18 protein-coding genes and 2 pseudogenes are annotated in these 17,104 nt (G+C 65.8%); 12 read left to right on the forward strand and 8 right to left on the reverse strand.

Annotated elements, in window-relative coordinates; all coding sequences use genetic code 11:
• Nucleotides 1-96 precede the first annotated feature (96 nt).
• Together LWC34_RS09130 and LWC34_RS09135 are read left to right on the forward strand one after the other, a co-directional pair.
• Nucleotides 97-324: an acyl-CoA-like ligand-binding transcription factor gene (locus LWC34_RS09130; RefSeq protein ID WP_308199997.1), complete on the forward strand. Its 228-nt coding sequence runs from the start codon at nucleotides 97-99 to the stop codon at nucleotides 322-324.
• 76 nt (nucleotides 325-400) lie between these two features.
• Nucleotides 401-814, forward strand: a complete 414-nt coding sequence (locus tag LWC34_RS09135; RefSeq protein ID WP_233724565.1) for a hypothetical protein — start codon at nucleotides 401-403, stop codon at nucleotides 812-814.
• A 42-nt stretch (nucleotides 815-856) separates the two neighbouring features.
• On the opposite strand, the gene LWC34_RS09140 is transcribed toward LWC34_RS09135, so the two are convergent.
• Both LWC34_RS09140 and LWC34_RS09145 read right to left on the reverse strand, forming a co-directional pair.
• Nucleotides 857-2,086, reverse strand: a complete 1,230-nt coding sequence (locus LWC34_RS09140) for an RNA polymerase sigma factor (RefSeq protein WP_233724566.1) — start codon at nucleotides 2,084-2,086, stop codon at nucleotides 857-859.
• Nucleotides 2,086-2,502 carry a YciI family protein gene (locus tag LWC34_RS09145; RefSeq protein ID WP_233726392.1) on the reverse strand — a complete coding sequence of 139 codons (417 nt, stop codon included), beginning with the start codon at nucleotides 2,500-2,502 and terminating at the stop codon, nucleotides 2,086-2,088. The genes LWC34_RS09140 and LWC34_RS09145 overlap by 1 nt, the downstream gene beginning before the upstream one ends.
• A 140-nt stretch (nucleotides 2,503-2,642) precedes the next feature.
• Between LWC34_RS09145 and LWC34_RS09150 the strand changes: the two genes are divergently transcribed.
• The 3 genes from LWC34_RS09150 (at nucleotide 2,643) to LWC34_RS09160 (ending at nucleotide 5,438) form a co-directional block, all read left to right on the forward strand.
• Nucleotides 2,643-3,860, forward strand: coding sequence for a Gfo/Idh/MocA family protein (locus tag LWC34_RS09150; protein ID WP_233724567.1), 1,218 nt, complete (start codon nucleotides 2,643-2,645; stop codon nucleotides 3,858-3,860).
• Between the two features lie 79 nt (nucleotides 3,861-3,939).
• The gene (locus tag LWC34_RS09155; protein ID WP_233724568.1) at nucleotides 3,940-4,437 is read left to right on the forward strand and encodes a SigE family RNA polymerase sigma factor; all 498 of its coding nucleotides are present in this window, start codon (nucleotides 3,940-3,942) and stop codon (nucleotides 4,435-4,437) included.
• A complete protein-coding gene (locus LWC34_RS09160) occupies nucleotides 4,434-5,438 on the forward strand; it encodes a hypothetical protein (RefSeq protein ID WP_233724569.1) in 1,005 nt (334 codons plus the stop codon). The genes LWC34_RS09155 and LWC34_RS09160 overlap by 4 nt, the downstream gene beginning before the upstream one ends.
• Before the next feature lie 9 nt (nucleotides 5,439-5,447).
• On the opposite strand, the gene LWC34_RS09165 is transcribed toward LWC34_RS09160, so the two are convergent.
• A complete protein-coding gene (locus tag LWC34_RS09165) occupies nucleotides 5,448-5,801 on the reverse strand; it encodes a winged helix-turn-helix transcriptional regulator (protein ID WP_233724570.1) in 354 nt (117 codons plus the stop codon).
• Between the two features lie 57 nt (nucleotides 5,802-5,858).
• Here LWC34_RS09165 and LWC34_RS09170 point away from each other — a divergent pair, with 57 nt between their 5' ends.
• Nucleotides 5,859-6,683: an SDR family oxidoreductase gene (locus LWC34_RS09170; protein WP_233724571.1), complete on the forward strand. Its 825-nt coding sequence runs from the start codon at nucleotides 5,859-5,861 to the stop codon at nucleotides 6,681-6,683.
• A gap of 66 nt (nucleotides 6,684-6,749) precedes the next feature.
• Complete coding sequence (locus LWC34_RS09175) at nucleotides 6,750-9,098, forward strand: InlB B-repeat-containing protein (RefSeq protein WP_233724572.1); 2,349 nt, start codon at nucleotides 6,750-6,752, stop codon at nucleotides 9,096-9,098.
• Between the two features lie 76 nt (nucleotides 9,099-9,174).
• Here the strand turns inward: LWC34_RS09175 and rpsN are convergent, their stop codons facing one another.
• Nucleotides 9,175-9,480 (reverse strand): 30S ribosomal protein S14, encoded by a 306-nt coding sequence (rpsN, locus tag LWC34_RS09180; RefSeq protein ID WP_233724573.1) that lies wholly within the window; start codon nucleotides 9,478-9,480, stop codon nucleotides 9,175-9,177.
• Between the two features lie 50 nt (nucleotides 9,481-9,530).
• Here rpsN and LWC34_RS09185 point away from each other — a divergent pair, with 50 nt between their 5' ends.
• The 3 genes and pseudogenes from LWC34_RS09185 to LWC34_RS09195 form a co-directional block, all read left to right on the forward strand.
• A complete protein-coding gene (locus tag LWC34_RS09185) occupies nucleotides 9,531-9,782 on the forward strand; it encodes a type B 50S ribosomal protein L31 (RefSeq protein ID WP_233724574.1) in 252 nt (83 codons plus the stop codon).
• On the forward strand, nucleotides 9,782-9,946 hold the full coding sequence (gene rpmF / locus LWC34_RS09190; protein ID WP_233724575.1) for a 50S ribosomal protein L32: 165 nt from the start codon (nucleotides 9,782-9,784) through the stop codon (nucleotides 9,944-9,946). The genes LWC34_RS09185 and rpmF overlap by 1 nt, the downstream gene beginning before the upstream one ends.
• Before the next feature lie 210 nt (nucleotides 9,947-10,156).
• A pseudogene (locus LWC34_RS09195) lies at nucleotides 10,157-10,417 on the forward strand (transposase); the annotation flags it as partial.
• A 57-nt stretch (nucleotides 10,418-10,474) separates the two neighbouring features.
• Here LWC34_RS09195 and istB read toward each other — a convergent pair.
• The gene (gene istB, locus LWC34_RS09200) at nucleotides 10,475-11,245 is read right to left on the reverse strand and encodes an IS21-like element helper ATPase IstB (RefSeq protein WP_233723025.1); all 771 of its coding nucleotides are present in this window, start codon (nucleotides 11,243-11,245) and stop codon (nucleotides 10,475-10,477) included.
• Complete coding sequence (istA, locus tag LWC34_RS09205; RefSeq protein WP_233723026.1) at nucleotides 11,242-12,708, reverse strand: IS21 family transposase; 1,467 nt, start codon at nucleotides 12,706-12,708, stop codon at nucleotides 11,242-11,244. The genes istB and istA overlap by 4 nt, the downstream gene beginning before the upstream one ends.
• A 134-nt stretch (nucleotides 12,709-12,842) precedes the next feature.
• Between istA and LWC34_RS09210 the strand changes: the two are divergent.
• Nucleotides 12,843-13,973: pseudogene (locus LWC34_RS09210) on the forward strand (IS1380 family transposase); the annotation flags it as partial.
• A 153-nt stretch (nucleotides 13,974-14,126) separates the two neighbouring features.
• Here the strand turns inward: LWC34_RS09210 and LWC34_RS09215 are convergent.
• Nucleotides 14,127-14,459, reverse strand: coding sequence for a hypothetical protein (locus LWC34_RS09215; protein WP_233724576.1), 333 nt, complete (start codon nucleotides 14,457-14,459; stop codon nucleotides 14,127-14,129).
• Between LWC34_RS09215 and LWC34_RS09220 the strand changes: the two genes are divergently transcribed.
• Nucleotides 14,458-16,020 carry an IS1182 family transposase gene (locus tag LWC34_RS09220; protein WP_233724577.1) on the forward strand — a complete coding sequence of 521 codons (1,563 nt, stop codon included), beginning with the start codon at nucleotides 14,458-14,460 and terminating at the stop codon, nucleotides 16,018-16,020. The two genes, LWC34_RS09215 and LWC34_RS09220, sit on opposite strands and share 2 nt — an antisense overlap.
• A 179-nt stretch (nucleotides 16,021-16,199) precedes the next feature.
• On the opposite strand, the gene LWC34_RS09225 is transcribed toward LWC34_RS09220, so the two are convergent.
• On the reverse strand, nucleotides 16,200-17,096 hold the full coding sequence (locus LWC34_RS09225; RefSeq protein WP_233726357.1) for an IS5 family transposase: 897 nt from the start codon (nucleotides 17,094-17,096) through the stop codon (nucleotides 16,200-16,202).
• Between the last annotated feature and the right edge of the window lie 8 nt (nucleotides 17,097-17,104).

A 17,104-nucleotide genomic window follows, 5' to 3' on the forward strand; every position in this document is an offset into this window, starting at 1 on the left:
AGGTGGTGGGTCGAGGCGGTAGTCCGCCGCTCGGTTCGATGGGGAGTGGCACTGGCTTAGTCATATTATCGGGCCGCGCGCTACGAACGTGACCTCGTGATGCTGACGATTCCTGAGGTGTGGGCGGCGAACCTGAGCCTGATCGCGAAGAGCCGCCGGATGCTCGCCGACTCGCTCGACAGCCGCGCGCCGGGCACACGGATCGTCGCGGACGCGGTTGTCGGAGTCGCCCTCGGTGCGCTGCTCGACTGGGCCCAAGATCCGCACGGCGATCCCGCCGAAACCCTTGACCAGGCTTTCGATCATCTTGCGGAATTCTTGTGACGATCCCAAATCGTCGTGCGAATGTGTGAGAATTCCCGGCGCAAGATCCATTCGGACGATTCCGGGAGACTCCACAATGAAGCGACTGGCAGCCGTTGCTGTGCCGACCGCACTACTCGCGCTTGCGCTGAGTGGCTGTGGCAGCAAGGAAAGCGGCACGCCCGTCCCTGTCGAGAACCAGCCGGGCACCTCGGCGCCCGCGGCCAAAGAGGACACATCCGCGTCGGCGGACGTGAAGATCACCCAGTGCGAGAACAAGGGGTACGGCCAGGACGTCACCCTCGAAGTCAAGAACAGCACTGTCCAGGATCAGCGGTACGTCGTGGGCGTGAACATCAAGGACGCCAGTGGTGGCACGAGTGAGGCTCGGTTCGCCAAGAACCGGATGACCCCTGGCCAGACCATCACCGAGAAGATCCCCGGTGACACCCCGTTGAAAGGCAAGGTCACCTGCGAAATCGGTGAAGCAAAGCGACTTCCGCCCAAGTGACCCCTCGTGAGTGTTTTCGCCGGTTAGAACCGGAGAAAACACTCACGAGGGGTGACCTGCGGCTTTGGTGAAGAGGTAGCGCTGCATGGGGAGGCTGGTGGTCGCTTCGGCTGCCATGAGGTAGGCCGAGCGGGCTCCGTCGAGGTCCCCGAGCATTTCCAGCAGGTGCGCTCGGACGGCGAAGAACCGGTGGTGCTTGCCGATGTCGTCAGCGAGCTTGTCCAGCAAGGGCAAGGCTTTCTCGGCGCCTTGGCTCATCGCGACCGCGGCAACGTGTCCGAGCGCGGTCATCGGGTTGTAGCTGATGCTCAGCAGAACCTCGTACAAGGCAACGATTTGAGCCCAGTCGGTCTCCGCGTACGACTGGGCTTCATCGTGCACAGCGGCGATCGCGGCCTGGATCTGGTACGGCCCAGCCTGCCCTTGCGGAAGGACAGCGCTGATCAGTGCCACGCCCTCGGCGATGAGCTCGCCGTTCCACAATGCACGGTCCTGTTCGGCCAGCAGCACCAACTCGCCGTCAGGCGAGGTTCGGGCAGGCCGCCGGGCGTCCGTGAGCAGCATCAACGCCAGCAGCCCGGTGACTTCGCAGTCATCTTTCAGCAGACCGTGCACGAGTCGGGCCAGCCGGATCGCCTCGGTCGCCAGATCGGCCCGTTGCAGGTCAGGGCCGTAGGTACTCGCGTAGCCTTCGTTGAAGATCAGGTAGAGCGTGTGCAGCACCGCCCCAAGCCGCTCAGCGCGCGCGGAACCCTGCGGCACGGCAAAGGGAACACCACTGTCCTTAATGCTCTGTTTGGCCCGGCTGATCCGCCTCGCCATGGTCGCCTCCGGCACCAGGAAAGCCCGGGCGATCTCGGCCGTGGTCAGACCTCCGACGGCCCGCAGGGTCAATGCGATCTGCGAGGGCACTGACAAGGCCGGATGACAACACATGAACAGCAGGATCAGGGTGTCGTCGGAGTCCGAGGCGGGCCGGTCGGCCGCCGGGGCGAGCCAGTCTTGGGGCAGAACCCATTGGGCGACAGTGTTTTCACGCCGTTGCCGGGCTTGCTCGTTACGCAACAGGTCCGTCAGCCGCCGGGAAGCGACCGTGATCAGCCAGCCCAAGGGATTGCTCGGCATCTGGGCGGGCCACTGGGTCGCCGCTGCCAGCAAAGCCTCCTGGACCGCGTCCTCGGCTGTGTCGAAGTGGCCGTAGCGGCGGACGACCGCGCCGAGGGCCTGCGGCGCGAGCGTCCGCAGCAGGCCCTCGAGCTCGGTTACGGGCATCAGATCTCCGGCTCGGGCGCGTGCTCGGCGATCGGCCGGATGTCCACGTACCACTCGTTGTCCAGTTGCGCGTGTTCCGGATGCGGCGTGTTGGCCAGCTGCGCGGCGATCTCAGTGGCGCGGTCGAGGCTCTCGCATTCGACGATCGTGTACCCGGCGAGCACCTCCTGGGTCTCCGGGTACGGCCCGTCGGTCACCACAGGCACGCCGTCCTTGGCGCTCACGCGGCGGGCGTGGGCGGGGTCGCTCAGGCCTCGGGCCTCGACGAACTCGCCGGACTCGACCAGTGCGTTGTTCCAGTCGCCCATGAACTTGTGCATGGTCTGGATCTCTTCGAGCGTCCACGGCTGACGGTCGCTCGGGGTGTTGCCGGTCAGGACGTCGTAGTCGCGCTGTGAACCCATCAGCATGATCATGTACTTCACGGTCGTGCTCCTCTCTGCGGCTGGTACGTCAGAGACGTCGAAGCCGAATTCGCGACCCGGACATGCCTCGCCAAAAAAATTCTCGCCGGAATCCTCATCGGCCGCACGCAGGCTCGGCCAAGCTGGACCTCATGCCAGTCACTATTGCCATCGTGGGTGCGGGTAGCCGTGGCACAACGTACGCGGCCAGCGCGGTCAAGGCAGGCGCGCAGATCGTCGCTGTCGCCGAACCACGCGCCGCGGCGCGCGCGCAGTTCACCGAAGCCGAGCACTTCGAGGACTGGCGTGAGCTGCTCGAGCGGCCACGCCTCGCCGACATCGCGGTGATCGCCACGCAGGACCAGTACCACGCGGAACCGGCCGTCGCGCTCGCTGGCAAGGGGTATCACCTGTTGCTGGAGAAGCCGATGGCCACGTCCGAAGCGGACTGTTCGCGGATCGTGCAGGCGGCCGAAGATGCCGGGGTCATGCTGGCGGTGTGTCATGTGCTGCGCTACACGCCGTACTCGCGGGCCCTCAAGCAGGTCGTCGACAGTGGACGGATCGGTGACATCGTCAGTGTCGAGCACCTGGAGCCGGTCGGCTGGTGGCATCAGGCGCATTCGTACGTCCGGGGCAACTGGCGCCGGGAAGACGAGTCGAGCTTCATGCTGATGACCAAGTCCTGCCACGACCTGGACTGGCTGGCGTACATCATCGGCAGGCCCGCCGAACGCGTCTCGTCTTTCGGCAGCCTGTACGAGTTCCGGCCGGAACGTAAGCCCGAGGGAGCCGCTGACCGTTGCCTCGACTGCGCGATCGAGCCGACCTGCGCGTACTCGGCGCCACGGATCTACACGCCGTTCCTGGACAAACCGCACAAGAAGTGGCCGTTGTCCATCGTGACTCTGGATCGCACGCCCGAAGGTCTCATGACTGCGTTGCGGGAAGGGCCGTACGGGCGCTGCGTCTACTCGTGCGACAACGATGTGGTCGACCACCAGGTCGTCAACATCGAGTACGAGGGCGGCGTGACGGCGTCGTTCACCATGACAGCGTTCGCCGCTTACTCGCACCGCAAGACAAGGATCTTCGGCACCCGAGGCTCGATCGACGGCGACGGGGAAACGATCGCCATCCATGACTTCCTCAACGGCCCGGACGTCGTGGATCTCGGCGCTGTCGACGGGGCGAGCGCGGCCGATGGACACGGCGGCGGCGACCAAGCGATCGTGGACGCGTTCGTCGAGGCTGTTCGCACTGGCGACACCGGGCTGATCTTGACCAACGGCAGGGAAAGCCTGGATTCGCACCGGCTTGTCTGGGCCGCCGAACATGCCCGCCGCACCGGCACGGTCGTCCGCCTCTAGCTTCAGGAAATCGGGCACAGCACTTCGGTGGTCTGTCGGCGTGTTAGGGAGGTGAACAGACTCACCGGGGAGGCGTCGATTGAGTTTTGACGAGTTCGTTGAAACCCGGTTACCGGCGCTGTTGCGGTATGCGACCGTGCTCACCGGCGACCCGCACCTGGCGGAGGACGTGGTCCAGGAGATGCTGGTCCGCGCGCATCGCAGGTGGCGCCGGATCGGCTCGCTCGACCTGCCGGAACGCTACGTCCGGAAGATGATCACCAACCAGTTCCTGTCCTGGCGTCGCCGCAAGTCCGGTTCGGATACCCCGATACCGCCGGGTGAACTGCTTGAGCACGACCGGGTCGTTGCCGACCCGGCGTGGCGCCTCGCCGAACGGCAAGCGCTGTCCGCCCAGCTAGACCGATTGCCGCGGACCCAACAAACCGTACTGGTACTGCGGTACTTCTACGACCTCCCGGACGCGGAGATCGCCGAGACGATGGGCTGCCGTCCCGCCACAGTCCGGGCCTACGCGTCACGCGCGCTGGCGACGCTACGAACCACGGTGCCGATGGAGGGGACGGGGAGCCGATGAACATCGAAGAAGCGTTGAAGGATGTGTACGAGCGGCGCGCCGAACTCACGCCGAGCGCCGAGCGCGTGCGTGCGGCGGTGGCAGCGCGAACTCCGGTGCGGGCTCGACCGTCGGGTCGCCGGATCGCGTTGCTGGCGGCTGCCGCGGCGTTGCTGGTGGCGGTACCCGTAGTCGTCGCTGTGTCGCTTTCGGACAGTGGACGGACGAGCCAGGTCACCCCCGCCACCACGTCGGCGGAACCGACCAAGAGCGCTCCGGTGATGCGGCTCCAGTCGACCTGGCTGCCGGACGGCTTCGTCGAAACCAAGCGAGGGTTCGGGCCTCAGGACACCGGCATGCACCGGTCGTGGACGAACAAGACCGATCAGGGCAGTGTGAGCGTGGCGTTTGTTCCAGGGGGAGAGTTCTCCGCCGCGGTGAACGTGAAGCCGATACAGGTCAACGGCACAGAAGGCCAGATGATCGAGTTCGGGGTGACGACTCATGCCGCGATTACCTGGCGGGTGTCGCCCAACGAGATGGCACGCGTGGACATTCAGCTGGTTCCGGACGCGATGGCGGTCGCCCAGCGGGTGGCAGCCTCGATCAAGCCGGTCGAGTTCGAGGCATCGCTGCCGGTCCAATTCGGCTGGCTGCCTGCTGGTGTCAAGTTCGACGGCGGCCAGTCGGAGTCCACCAACGGCAAGGACGTGTACACGTCCATGGGTTTGAGCGCGACCAACGCTCCGGCGCTCGCGGCTTTGACGATAGCTCCCAGACGTCTGGACGAGCCGGGGATGCCGAGCGAGCCGGTCACCGTACTCGGCAAGCCAGGGTCATACCTGACCTCACCGAACCGAATCGTGGCACAAATCAATGAGACCTACTGGTTGTCCATCTTCGTCAGGCCCTACCCGGAGGCGGCCTTGAGCAAGGATGACCTTGTCCGGATCGTCGACTCGCTGAAGCTCGGCGACCTCAATTTCGGCTGGGTGGGCCAGCGCGGGTTACCAATCAAGTAAGGACAAGGGCTAGGCGGGGTTGGTGCGGCCCCAGCGGAGCATGGCATGCAGGACGTTGCGCAGGCTCAGGCCCTGTTCGGTGAGTTCGTAGACCACTCGTGGCGGGACTTCGGGGTAGATCGTGCGTGTGATGATGCCCTGGTGTTCCAGCGCGCGCAGCCGATCGGTCAAGGTTTTCGCGCTGACCGGGCCGATCCCTGCGCGCAGTTCGGTGAACCGCAGCGGCCCGGCCAGCAGTTCGCGCACGATCAACGTGGTCCATTTGCCATCGAGCACCTGCAGGGTTCGGGAGATGGCACATTCGCGGTCGTTCCGCGCGTCCATCAGCTCAGCATGAACCCGCTGGTCAAGCTCGGTTTCCATAATGAAACTATGGCACTTTCTGGGTACTAGTTCAATGCGGGAACTAACTTCGCCGGTATGACTTCGTTGAAGATCGCCGTGTACGGCGCGACCGGCGCCCAAGGGTCTGCTGTCGTCCAGAACCTCCTCGACGTTGGACACGTGGTCCGTGCGGTGGCGCGGAAACCCGGGACCATCGCTGGTGTGGAATCGGTCGCGGCCGATCTGGCCGACGTCGACGCTCTGGTCGAGGGGTACACCGGCGTGGACGGTGTCGTTCTCCAACTTCCGATGGTCTTCGACGAGACCGCGTTCATCCAGGCGAGGACAGTTCTCGCGGCGCTTGGCAAGGCGAAGGTGCCCAGGGTCGTGTTCAACCAGGGCGGGGCCTTGCCGGATGAGCCGGTCGGTATGCCCTATGTAGACGCGCGCGTGTTGATGAGCGCGGGGTTGCCGGACGTTGTCGAGACGGTCGCGATCACCGGGCCTGTCCTGACATATATGGAGAACCTCGCGGCGCCGTGGTCGACGCCGTTGATTGACGCGGGCGAGGTCGTGTATCCGTTGCCCGGCGAGTTGCCGGTGCCGTGGGTGGCGGCGAGTGATGTCGCCGCTGTGATCGTCGATCTGCTCGTCCAGGATGCGCCGCCTTCGGTGCGAGTCGTTGCGGGGCCGGAGGATCTGACAGGCGATCAGGTCGCGGCCGTGCTGGGTTCGTCCGTTCGTTGGCGCACGATTACTCCGGCCGAATATGGGGAATTGCTCCGCCCGATCGCCGGTTCCGAGGCGGCTGAAGGGATCGCGGCGTTGTACGCGAACCCGGTGGCACCGCCTGACCAGGCCATAGTCCTGCGTGGCACAACAACCTTGAAACAATGGGCTGACCGGCAGATCTGGCGCTGATAATCTCCGCCCAAGCCGCTTGGTGCCGTGCGACGAATCCGGTACGGCACAGGCGGAGGAGGGGCGTTGAGTGGTTTAGCGCGTATTGGGTTGGCGGTCGCGGCCGCGTTGCTGCTTGGTGTGATCGTGGTGATCGGTTCGGACAACGGCGAGTCCGCGCGTGACGTGCGGCTGCTGTCCGGCGCGGCCTGGCTGACCTCGTCGAAGGTCGGCCAGGTGACGTTGCTGGACGGCAGCAACGTCGAAGTCGCGGCCCAAGTCCAAGTCGCACCCGCTGGCAACAGTCTTGAAGTGGCACAACAGGGCTCGACCGCGTATGCCGTCGACCAAACGGCGGGCACCGTGCGCCGGGTCGACGGCGGAACGTTCGATCTCACTGAACCACGGTCACCGATTCCCGACGCGACAGTGGGTCTCACGGCCGTTCCCGGCCGGGACACTGTGTACACAGTGGACAAACGCAGAGGCATGCTTGCCTACACCGATCCCAAGAACCTGACCCCACGTGGTGACGCCGTTACGTTCGCCGCGGGCACGGCCACGGTCGACGACAATGGCATCCTGTGGGCGATCGACGCCCGCACCGGTGACTTATCCCATGTGCGGGACGGAAAACTGAACATTCGCCGCCAGGTCGCTCAGCCCGGCAACTCCGAGCTGGTCATGGTCAATGGGCAGCCGGTGGTGGTGGATATCGCCGCGCGTAAGGCAATAAGTATCGACAGTGCCACCGGCCGACCCGCTGATCCCGTCGAATTGCCGTTCACGCCTGCGGATACCGTGCATGTTTCCGGATCGCGGCATTCCGAGCGGCTGTACCTGGTGGTCAACCGTGGCCTGCTGATCGTGTGCGATGTCGCCGCGAGTGGTTGCAGCAAGGCGATTTCGTTGAGCGAGGGCAACGCTTTCGGTCCCGCGGTCGAGTCGGGCGACCAGGTTTTCATCCCCGACTACACGACCGGGCAGGTCTGGATCATCGACGTGCCGGGCTCGCGCGTGCTCGCCAAACCGGCCGTGCTGACGCCGGATGTCCGGTTCGAGTTGCTGGTCCGGGACAAGGTCGTGTTCTACAACGACACGAACTCCGAGCGCGCGGGCGTGATCCAGCTTGACGGGAAAGTCATCAACGCGGCCAAATACGACGCCAACGACCCTGGGCGTGGCTTGAACGGGTCGGCCACGCCGTCCCCGCCAGCACAGCAAACCCCCGGGTCAAGTTCCGCTGTGCCCAGCTCAACCGCTGTGCAGCCGTCTCGCGGCGGTAGTGCGGTTGAGCCTACTCAGGTCGTCCAGCAAACGTCCGCCGGTCATGCGCCGCCTGCGCCGACACCGCTGTCTTCAGAATCACCGCCTCCGCCCCGGGCTCCCTCCGAGTCGAGCGTGCCTTCAGCGAGCACTACGCCACCGCCTCCACCTGCGGAGCCGCGGCTGGAGATCACGATGAGCACCACGACCCCGACGGCGAACCAAACGGTCACCTTGCGGGTCAACAACCTCAACGGCGAAGCACCTGTCGATGCACAGTGGACATTCGGTGAAGGTACGACAGGTGGCGGCGTGACGACGACCCACCGATGGTCAACCCCCGGTTCCTACTTCGTCACCGTGACCGCGACTTTGTCCGACGGACGGCAGGCGATGACGTCGAACACCGTCAACGTGTCCGCGGTCCCCACCGTGCGGCTTGCGGTCAGCATTCCCGGTGGCGGTGGAAGTGTGAGCGGCGGCGGCATCAACTGCCCGCCGACGTGTTCAGTTGACCTGCAGCCGAACACCCAGGTCACACTCACCGCGCAGCCAGACGCGACGCATCAGCTCGGCAGTTGGGGCGGGGCTTGTGCCGGAAGCTCTGGGGCGTCGTGTGACGTGACCGTTGATACCGCGAAGAACGTCACGTACTCGTTCGAGGCCAAGCCCACGCCGCAGGCCACTCTCACGATCAGCTCGCCGACGGGCGGCCGGATTCTCATTGGTGGCGGGGGTTCTTGTCCTTCGACGTGCACCGTGACCCGGAACGCCGGGTCTCCCATCCAGCTGACCGCCGATCCGGACAACGACCGGACTTTCACTTCGTGGGGCGGAGCTTGTGCCGGTCAGGACGCCACGTGCTCGCTGACCATGACCGGCCAACAGAGCGTCTCGGCCACGTTCACCCTGATCGAGGCGCCAAGGATCACGGGACTGACCTGTGAACCGTTGGGGCCTGGCACTTTCTCGTGTGACTTGAGCGCGACACCGGCGCAGCTGCAGATCCGCTGGGTGGTCGACGGGTTCGCGGTGAATTCCCAGAACGACAGGACGTTCATGACCCACCGCTGTGGGCCGGACAGGTTCGCCAACATCACGGTCACGGTGACGAACGCGCGGGCGAGCGCTAGTCGCGAGAGCAACTCGATCTGCGAGCCCGGGGGCTGAATTCCCAGCGTGGGTCTCGTGAGTGGTTATGCGTGTTCTAACACGCATAACCACTCACGAGCTCTGAGCTGGGGAATCACCAGCTTGACTTTCGAACCCCGGGCAGCTCGCCATTGTGCACCATTTCCCGGAGCCTGACCCGGGACAAGCCGAAAGCGCGAAAATATCCGCGCGGGCGCCCGTCGACGACATCACGGTTGCGCAGCCGGGTCGCGCTGGCATTCCGCGGCTGCTTCTGAAGCTCGGCCGACGCGGCGGATCGGTCCTCTTCGGACGACGAAGGCGACCGCAGGATCTTCTTCAACTCAGCCCGCCGTTCGGCGTAGCGGGCCACGACCTCCCGGCGCTGCGCATCCCTCGCGATCTTCGACTTCTTCGCCACGGTTCCTCCTGAAAACGACAACCATTGCCAACAAGGGTATAGTGCTGGCCATGAAGCCAGGCATCCACCCCGACTACCATCCGGTCGTGATCAAGGACGGCTCCACCGGAAAGTCGTTCCTGACCAGGTCAACGGTTACATCCGACAAGACGATCGAGTGGGAGGACGGCAATACGTACCCCTTGATCGTGGTCGACGTGACGGCCGACTCGCACCCGTTCTGGACCGGCAAGCAGCGGCTTGTCGACAGTGCGGGCCGGGTTGAGAAGTTCCGTCAGCGCTATGGCGACAGGAGGGGCTGATGGCCGTCCCCAAACGGAAGAAGTCGCGGAGCAACACCAGGCACCGGCGCGCGCAGTGGAAGGCGAGCGCCGTCGACCTCGTCGTAGTGACGACTCCCGATGGTCGAAAACTATCGGTTCCCCGTCGGTTTTTCGAAGCCTATCGTCGGGGCCTGGTCAATTAACTCTGCGCAGCTGTCGATTCACTGTCGCACTTAACACGGTTTTTGCTTCGCGGGTTTTTCGGCCTTTCCTGCTGCAATAGTGGTCCTTAGCCCAGGTGTTTCACGCGGATAGCCGCGACACGAGCCGTAGATAGAACGAAGTGCCTGCCCTGTAAGGGAAACTGGGACTTGTCTAGGGTCCAGGTTCTCGAACGGGAAGGCACTTCGCGGATGAAGCGTATCGAACGGTCCCGCCGGGTCAAGGTCAGCGCGGACGGTACGGGTGTCGTGTCGCATGCCGGGGTCGGAATGCTGCGGGAACTGGCCTGGGATACCGGGCTGGTGAGCGGGATCAGCACTGCGCTGGCCGACACCTATGCCGGACGGTGGCAGCACGCGCCAGGCCGGGTGTTCACCGACCTGGCGGTCGCGATCGCAGATGGCGGCGACTGTGTCTCCCACATCGAGGTGTTCGGCGACCGGCACGAGGTATGCTGTCGGCGTATCCGGTGATGTGTCCAGGTGAGTACGAACTGATGTGTCCAGGTGTCAAGCGACGGTGGCGGTGTCCGTGATGGCGGCGAGTCGGTTCTTCAGCCGGTAGCTGGGGCCGTTGATGGGGATGACGTCGCAGTGGTGCAGGAGCCGGTCGAGGATCGCGGTGGCGAGGACCTCGTCGCTGAAGACTTGGGCCCATTCCCCGAAGTTCTTATTCGAGGTCAGAATGACGGAGCCTTTCTCGTAGCGCTTCGAAATAACCTGGAAGACCAGGTTGGCTTCGGCGCGTTCGAGGGGCTGATAGCCCACCTCGTCGATCACGAGGACGTTGGGCCGTAGGTAGGTGCGCAGAGTGCTGGTGAGCCGTCCGATCGCGTCGGCGGCTTTCAGGCGGCGGACCATGTCGTCCAGGGTGGTGAAGTAGACGGTGTAGCCGGCGCGGCAGGCAGCGACCGCGAGAGCGACGGCGATGTGTGTTTTCCCGACTCCGGGCGGCCCGAGCAGAGCGGCGTTGCCTTTGTCCTCAATGAACGAGAGCGTGGCCAAGTCTTTGATCTTCCGCGGATCCAGCTCGGGCTGGAAGGAGAAGTCGTAGTCGTCCAGGGTCTTGTGGTGCGGCAGTTTCGACAGGCGCAGGGCGCTGCGGAAGCGGCGTTCGTCGCGGACGGCGGCTTCCTCTTCCAGGACCAGGTCGAGGAACTCGAGGTATCCCATCTGGTTGTCCTCGGCGCGGCGGGCGAAGGTGTCGAGCTGGCTGGGCAGGTGGTTCAGGCCGAGCCGGGTGGCGGTGGAGCGGATGCGGGTGGTGACCAGCTCGTTCAACGGTGATCCTTCGTCTGCGGTAGTGCTGTGGTCCTGCTGGGTCCGGTGCCGGTGAGTTGTTCATAGACCGACAGCGGGCGGTGTTCGACCTTGATCTGTGCGGCGGCGGTGCGGGTGAGCAGCGCCTCCAGTGACCGGGGCCACGACTGTTCAGGCGCGGTATTGGGCCGCAGCGGGATGACCTTCCCGTCGTGGTCGTCGTCCTCGATGCTGGTGGTAACCGCGCGGGTGTGGCCGTCGGGCAGACCGTCCCAATGGGTTTCGTCGACGACCCGCTGGCCTCTGGTCGTGGCCCGGGGATGGACGGCCAGCAGGGTGCCGTCGGCTAGGTTGCCGGTCGTGGCCGCGTCGATGGATGTGGCATGCAGGCTGATGGTGTCGGCGGTGGCGCGGATCTCGACCAGCTGGCGGTGACGGACCTTGCGGGCAGGAACTGAGTAAAGGCTGGCGTCGAACGCGACCAGGCAGTCCTTGCCGACGTGCCGCAGATGCCGCTGCGTGACCAGATACGGACTGACTGGGATTGGGTGCAGGGCCGAGTGGTCACGGGCGGCGCGGTGGCCGATGACCTCGCCGTGCGTGCTGTGGACGCGCTTGCGCCGCAACGGGACCCAGGCGGTGAACGCCGAGTCCATCTCCTCCAGGCTGGCGAACCCACGACCGGCCAGGACGTGATCGCGCACGATCGCGACTTGGCGCTCGACCCGGCCCTTGCCGGTCGGGCGGTATGCGGCCAGCACGTCGATGTCGAAGTCGTAGTGCCCGGCGAACGCCACGGCTTCCGGATGCAACGGAACGGCCTTGCCTGGGGCGACATGCCGACGCACCACGGTCTTGGTGCGGTCGTAGACGATCGCCCGAGGCACCCCGCCGAAGTGCTCGAACGCCCGGCGATGGCAGGCGAAGAAGGTCTCCAGGTCCTGACTGGTGGTAAAGCAGCAGAACGGGTCGCGTGAATAGGACAAGGTCATGTGGAACGAGTAGACCTTCGGAATGCCGACATGCGCGAGGATCTGACCCTCGTCCCCCCAGTCCACTTGGGCCTGCGCGCCTGGGATCACCTCGAACCGGCGGTGCAGGAGCCCCAGCTCGTCCGGGGCGATACCCAGCTCGGCCGCGATCCTGGGACGGGCCTCCTGCAAATACAGCTTGACGCGCTGATAGTTGCCGGTGAACCCGTACTGCTCGACCAGCCGCTCGTGAATAACCGTGCCTTTCAGCAGCAGCTCTGAGCGCAGCCACGCATCGATCACCGGCGCCATCGCGGCGATCACCGGCGTGCGGGTCCCCTTGCGGCTGCTGCCTCGCGGCGGTCCTGGCCGCGCGTCGCTGGCCAGGTATTTGCGGACAGTCTGCCGGTGCAGCCCGGTCTCCCGCGCGATCGCAGAGATGCTCATCGCGCCGGACTCATACAAGCCACGGAAGCGACGCAGCTCCGCCCACCGCTCCTCGTCCAAGATCACCAGTGCCGTCCCTATACACACCCGCCAGGTCGCACGACAGCTTGACGATCACCAGCGCGTACCGACACCCCGACACGCTACAAAGTGGACACATTAACCCGTACGTGGCTGGTCACATGAGTCCGTACGCCGACATATGCGGGCCGGTCGCGTCGATGCCGACCACCTGGCGGATGCTGGACCGCGTTGACCCGGCCCATCTGTCCAGGGTGCGTGCCGCGCGGGCAGCGGCACGGGAACGGGCCTGGGCCGCCGGCGCCACCCCGGACCTGACACAGCTGCTGCGGATCGATTTCGACGCCACAGTCACGATCTCGCACGCGGAGACCAAGCAAAACGCGGCGAAAACCTGGAAACGCACGTTCGGGTTTCACCCGTTGCTGGCGTTTCTGGACCGCCCGGAGGTCTCCGGCGGCGAGGCCCTGGCCGGGTTGCTGCGTCCGGGCAACGCGGGCAGCAACACCGCCGCCGATCATGTCACCGTGCTGGAGCAGGCGTTGGCCGCCCTGCCCGAGCACGCCCGGCCTCGGCCGGGTGACCCGGACACGGTGCGGGTGGTGGCCCGCTCGGACTCCGCCGGCGCCACCCACGCCTTCGCGACGGCGTGCCGGGATCGTGGGGTGTGGTTCTCCTTCGGGTTCCCCGTGGACGCCCGCATCCAGGCCATCGTGGATGAGGTGCCCGACCAGTGCTGGCAATCCGCGATCGAGTCGGATGGCGGGATCCGGGACGGCGCCTGGGTCGCCGAGGTCACCGGCCTGCTGGACCTGACAGCCTGGCCGGAAGGCTCCCGGGTGCTGCTGCGCGCCGAACGTCCCCATCCCGGTGCGCAGTTGCGGTTCACCGACGTCGACGGGCACCGGATCACCGCGTTCATCACCGACATTCCCGAGCGGGTGATCCCCGGTCAGAACGCCGGGCTGGAGCTTGACCACCGCCAGCACGCCCGGGTCGAAGACCGCATCCGGGAAGGCAAAGCCGCCGGGCTGCGTAACCTTCCCTGCCGGGGGTGGGATGAGAACGTCGCCTGGCTGGAAACCCTGCTGGCAGCCACGGATCTGGTGTGCTGGGCCAAACTGCTCGGGTTCACCGGCACACCGGAGTTGGCGCATGCCGAGATCGCCACCTTCCGCAATCTGGTGTTGCACGTGGCCGCCCGCATCACCCGCAGCGCCCGGCAGGTCCGCCTCCGTATCGACCGGACCTGGAAATACGCCGATGCCATCGCCGAGGCGTGGTTGAGGATCCGTGCCGCGTTCACCTGACCCGTCCACCCTGTCCCGACGACCCGAAAGACCCCGGAGCGGCCGACACGACAGCAGGTCGGCGGCATGCTCGCGCCTATCTCTCGAATCGCTCGCCGCGAGATCAACCAGACTCAACACAAGATCATCCCGGGATCACATGAAACACCTGGGTTAGCGTGAAATCACGGAAGGGATCAGCAGATGAGGAAGAGGACCGTAGGACTGCTCGTTGCTGGGGCGGCCGTGATGGCGGGAACCGTCGGCGGCGTCGCGTGGGCGAGCACCGCTGACGAGCCAACGCCGAGCGTGCGGATCGTTCAGCAGGAACAGCCCACGCAGCCGGACCAGGGCCAGACACAGCCGGACCAGCAGCAGCAACAGCCGCGTTCCGGGCGTGACTGCCCTGAGAAGAACGGCGGCAACCCGGCCCCGGCGCCTAGGAGGCCGCTGAATAATCGGCGTGTCGCCCCAGGATGTGGGTTTGAGCTGGGAGAATCGTTTCATGCAGGGTGTGGAGCGTGGTGATCGGGAGCTGCTGGACGCGGAGGCGCTGGTCGGTCATCTGGTCCCGGCGGGGAGCATGTTCGCGTTCCTGGCCGGGCATCGCCGGAATCTGTTCCCCGATGGAGAGTTCGAGGATCTGTTCCCCTCGGGCAAGGGACGGCCCTCGATCCCGGCGTCGGTGATGGCCTCCATCCTGGTGTTGCAGACCCTGCATGATCTCTCGGATCGGGAGACCGCTGAGGCGGCCCGGTGTGACCTGCGGTGGAAGGTCGCGACCGGGATGGCATTGGACGACAAGGGATTCGACCCCTCGACGCTGGTGTACTGGCGCAAACGACTGGCCACCTCGGGGCGGCCGCATCGGATCAACGACGCGGTGCGCACGGTCGTCGAGGAGACCGGGATCCTGCGTGGCCGCCGCAAGCGGGCGGTGGATTCCACGATCCTGGCCGACGCGGTCGCCACCCAGGACACCATCACCCAGCTGATCTCGGCGATCCGGCGGGTGGATCGGCAGGTGCCCGGCGCGGCGGAGCAGATCGCGAAGGTGTGTACCGGCCATGACTACAGTCGGCCGGACAAGCCGAGGATCGACTGGGACGACCCGGCCGCCAGGGACGCGCTGGTCTCCGCGCTGGTCAACGATGCGAACGCGCTGGTGGCGGCGCTGGCCGATACCGAACTGGAAGGCGACGCGGAGTTCGCGTTGGCGTTGCTGGCGTTGGTCGCCGGTCAGGATGCCGAGCCCGCCGAGGGCAGTGACGGCACTGATGGGCGGTGGCGGATCGCCCGCAAGGTCGCCCCGGACCGGGTGGTGTCCACAGTGGATCCGGATGCGCGGCATACCCGCAAGTCCCCGGAGAACCGGCGGGACGGGTATCGGGCGCACGTGGCGGCCGAGCCCGAGACCGGGATCGTCACCGACGAGAAGGTGACCACGGCCGCCGGCACGGAGAACTCCGACCCCGCTGTGGCCGAGGAGTTCCTCGACGCCGAGGACGGCAAGCGCGCGTGGTACGGCGATTCCGCCTATGGCACAGGGGATCTACGCGGTGGGATCGACGATGCCGGGCATGAGGCGGTGATCAAGCCCAAGCCGCTGCGGGCTCCGGTCGAGGGCGACTTCACCGTGGACGACTTCACCGTGGACGAGCAAGCGGGCACGGTCACCTGCCCCAACGACATCACCCGCCCGATCAGCCGGACCCGGGTCGCCACCTTTGGCGCTCTCTGTCGTGCCTGCTCACTGCGTGCACAGTGCACCACGTCCAAGACCGGCCGTAAAATCGTTCTGCACCCACGAGATGACCTGCTGCGCCAAGCCCGACGCGACTGGGCGGACAAGCCCGAACTGCGCGAGAGCTACAGGACGTTCCGCCCCAACGTGGAACGGGTCATCTCCCAGATCGCCAGCCGCGGTGGCCGACGTCTCAAACTCCGATATCTAGGCACCGGCAAGAACAACGCCTGGCTCAAACGCCGCACCGCAGCCTTGAACCTCCGCAACCTCATCGGTCGCGGCCTGACCCATACGGCGGGCGCTTGGACCCTGGCTACCTGAGGGAAACCACGGCCCAACCCCCAGTCTTGGGAGTTGTGAACCTCGTCGAGCAACCGCCCTGGGCTCCCTGAACGCCCAGCATCGCCCATGAATCAGCAAGGCCCAGGTCCTCGCCTGCCATCACTCGGTGACAACCAACCCGCAAACCACCCTAATTCAGCGGCCTCCTAGGCCGTGTTTCATAAGTGCGGTCGTAGCCAGATGTTGATCGCAGCGATGTGGATGGTCGCTTCGTAGCGCACGGCCAGCTTGTCGTAGCGCGTGGCCACGGCCCGGTGCTGTTTGAGTTGGCTGATGCCGCACTCCACGGCATGCCGCCGCTTGTAGGCCTGTGGGTCGAATGCCGGTGGCCGCCCACCTCGCGAGCCCTTCTTGCGGCGGTGGGCGGCCTGGTCGTCCTTGACCGGGATGACTGCGGTGATCCCACGTCGCCGCAGATAGGCCCGATTGCCCTTCGAGCTGTAGGCCTTGTCCGCCAGCACCCGGTCGGGGCGGGTGCGCGCCCGTCCCGGACCCAGACGGGGTACCCGGATCCGGCCGAGCACCGCCATGAACTGCGGGCTGTCGCCACGCTGGCCCGCGGTGACCACCAATGACAGCAGCTTGCGGCCCTGCTCACAGGCCAGGTGCACCTTGGTGGTCCACCCACCTCGTGAGCGGCCCAGCCCGTGATCGTCCGGCTCGGCGCCACCGGTCTCGGTGCTCGGCGGTTCGGCCTGCAGATCGCCTCTTGTCCGCGCACCTGCAGCATGCTGATGCGCCCGCGCGACCGTGGAATCGACGCTCACATCCCAGACGATCTCGCCCTCGGCGTCCGCGATGGCCTGCAACGCGGTCAGGATGCGCTGCCACACTCCGGCGCGCTGCCAACGCCGGAACAACCCGTACACGGTCTGCCACGAGCCATACGCCGGTGGCACATCCCGCCACGGTGCACCAACCCGGATCCGCCACCGAATCCCGTCGATGAGCTGTCGTTTCGTCCATTTCGGCGGGCGACCAGGCTTACGTCCAACGGGCAACAGCACTGCCAGCACGGCCCACTGAGCGTCAGTCAAGTCCGCTCGCCCCGTCACCGCTAGGG

Origin of the sequence: Kibdelosporangium philippinense (assembly GCF_021390435.2) — a bacterium.
GTDB lineage: Bacteria > Actinomycetota > Actinomycetes > Mycobacteriales > Pseudonocardiaceae > Kibdelosporangium > Kibdelosporangium philippinense.

Bases quoted from the DNA above. Each gene is read 5' to 3' on its own strand.
- LWC34_RS09185 (WP_233724574.1), top strand. From the start codon at position 9,531: ATGAAGCCAGGCATCCACCCCGACTACCATCCGGTCGTGATCAAGGAC.
- LWC34_RS09150 (WP_233724567.1), top strand. From the start codon at position 2,643: ATGCCAGTCACTATTGCCATCGTGGGTGCGGGTAGCCGTGGCACAACG.
- LWC34_RS09165 (WP_233724570.1), bottom strand. From the start codon at position 5,801: ATGGAAACCGAGCTTGACCAGCGGGTTCATGCTGAGCTGATGGACGCG.
- LWC34_RS09215 (WP_233724576.1), bottom strand. From the start codon at position 14,459: ATGAAACGATTCTCCCAGCTCAAACCCACATCCTGGGGCGACACGCCG.
- LWC34_RS09220 (WP_233724577.1), top strand. From the start codon at position 14,458: ATGCAGGGTGTGGAGCGTGGTGATCGGGAGCTGCTGGACGCGGAGGCG.
- LWC34_RS09135 (WP_233724565.1), top strand. From the start codon at position 401: ATGAAGCGACTGGCAGCCGTTGCTGTGCCGACCGCACTACTCGCGCTT.
- LWC34_RS09160 (WP_233724569.1), top strand. From the start codon at position 4,434: ATGAACATCGAAGAAGCGTTGAAGGATGTGTACGAGCGGCGCGCCGAA.
- rpmF (WP_233724575.1), top strand. From the start codon at position 9,782: ATGGCCGTCCCCAAACGGAAGAAGTCGCGGAGCAACACCAGGCACCGG.
- LWC34_RS09170 (WP_233724571.1), top strand. From the start codon at position 5,859: ATGACTTCGTTGAAGATCGCCGTGTACGGCGCGACCGGCGCCCAAGGG.
- LWC34_RS09140 (WP_233724566.1), bottom strand. From the start codon at position 2,086: ATGCCCGTAACCGAGCTCGAGGGCCTGCTGCGGACGCTCGCGCCGCAG.
- LWC34_RS09145 (WP_233726392.1), bottom strand. From the start codon at position 2,502: ATGATCATGCTGATGGGTTCACAGCGCGACTACGACGTCCTGACCGGC.